This window comes from Gemmatimonadales bacterium (assembly GCA_041390145.1).
Taxonomy (GTDB): Bacteria; Gemmatimonadota; Gemmatimonadetes; order Gemmatimonadales; family GWC2-71-9; genus SPDF01.
Map to the genome: position 1 here is coordinate 1 of JAWKQM010000001.1, position 1,825 is coordinate 1,825.

A 1,825-nucleotide genomic window follows, 5' to 3' on the forward strand; every position below is an offset into this window, starting at 1 on the left:
CACGACTACCTGTGGCGATGGGACACCGACTGGTTCTGGTGCTCGTCGGCGTTCGGCGTGCAGCGGCCCGCGGTGCGCCGACTGTGGCCCGACCGCTACAAGCGCAGCGACGTGTACTGGAAGATCATCGCCGCGGACCGTCGCTGGGGGTTCTCGCGCAGGCTCGACGCACTGCGCGGGCGGGCGCCCAAGGAGATCGTGGTGCAGGACGTGGAGGTGCCGGTCGACGCACTTCCCGAGTTCATGGACTTCTTCGAGCGCGAGGTCGGGATCTCTCCGGTGTGGCTGTGCCCCTTGCATCAACGGGACCCGAACCGGCGATGGACCCTGTACGAGTTCGATCCCGCCACTACCTACGTGAACGTGGGCTTCTGGTCGCGGGTGGAGCTCGATCGGGGAGCCGACCCGCGGGCCGGGAAGGTCAACCGGCGGATCGAGGCGAAAGTGTCAGACCTCGGCGGGCGCAAGTCGTTGTACTCGACGTCGTTCTACTCCCGCGAACAGTTCTACGAGATCTACGGCGGCGGCGAGTACGCGCGGCTCAAGGCCAGATATGACCCACAGGGCCGGTTCCCGGGCCTGTACGAAAAGACGTGCCTGGAGGGCTCATGAAAATCGCGGAGGCGTTCGATCAATTGGCCGGTCCGGACACGGATGTGGAGTTCGTGGCCTACGACGGCAGCAAGGGGGGGCGGCTCGGCTCCGATGTCCGTTTGGAGGTGAAGTCGCCCAAGGCCATCGCGGCCCTGCTCGGGGCGCCGGGACAATTGGGCCTGGCGCGGGCGTACGTCACCGGCGACCTGGAGGTGACCGGCGACCTGTACACGGCCTTCGACCGGCTGGCGAGGGCCGCAGTCCGGGAGATCCCCTGGCAGGAGAAGGCGCGTCTGGCCCGGCATTTCGCGCCCTTCTTGTTGCAGAAGCCGCCACCGCCGCCGGAGGAGGCGCGGATCAACGGCGGCCGTCACAGCCGACGCCGCGACGCGCAGGTCATCTCCCACCACTACGACGTTTCGAACCGGTTCTACCAGTGGGTGCTCGGCCCGACCATGGCCTACACCTGCGCGGTGTTCCCGAGCGAGGACGCCACCTTGGAGCAGGCGCAGGTGGAGAAGTTCGATCTGGTCTGCCGGAAACTGCAACTCGAAGCGGGTATGCGAGTCCTGGACGTGGGATGTGGGTGGGGTGGCTTCGCCCTGCATGCAGCGGCCAATTACGGCGTCGAGGTGATCGCCGTCACCTTGTCCGAACAGCAGGCCCGCTGGGGGCAGCGTGCCGTGTCCGAGGCGGGGCTGGACCGGCGCGTGGACATCCGGCACAGCGACTACCGCGCGGTGCAGGAGTCCGGCTTCGACCGGATCGCGTCGATCGGCCTGACCGAGCACATCGGCAAAGCCAACTACCCGGCGTACTTCGGCTTCCTGCGCTCACGACTGGTCGACGGCGGCAGGTTGCTCAACCACTGCATCACCCGCACCGACCCCTCGCAGCGCACGCTGACCCGCAACGGCTTCATCAACCGCTACGTGTTCCCCGACGGCGAGTTGGTGCATGTGGGGGTGCTCATCGACGCGATGGAGCGTCAGCACCTCGAAGTCCAGCACGAGGAGAACCTGCGACTGCACTATGCCCGCACGTTGGGGTTCTGGCTGGACAACCTGCAGGAGCACTGGGACGAGGCGGTGCAGGAGGTGGGACTGCGCAAGGCACGGGTGTGGCGGTTGTACCTGGCAGCGTCAAAGTGGGGTTTCGCCCGTAATCGGATCCAACTGCATCAGGTCCTCGCCACGCGCACCGGGCAGGACGGTGACGACGGTATGCCGCT

Annotated in this window: 2 protein-coding genes; both read left to right on the plus strand. The window is 66.8% G+C overall.

The window, feature by feature from the left end:
• Positions 1 to 612, plus strand: a 612-nt coding sequence (locus tag R2910_00005; GenBank protein ID MEZ4411350.1) for a hypothetical protein, incomplete at its 5' end; no start/stop codon positions are given.
• Positions 609 to 1,825, plus strand: a 1,217-nt coding sequence (locus tag R2910_00010; protein ID MEZ4411351.1) for a cyclopropane-fatty-acyl-phospholipid synthase family protein, incomplete at its 3' end; no start/stop codon positions are given. The genes R2910_00005 and R2910_00010, both read left to right, overlap by 4 nt.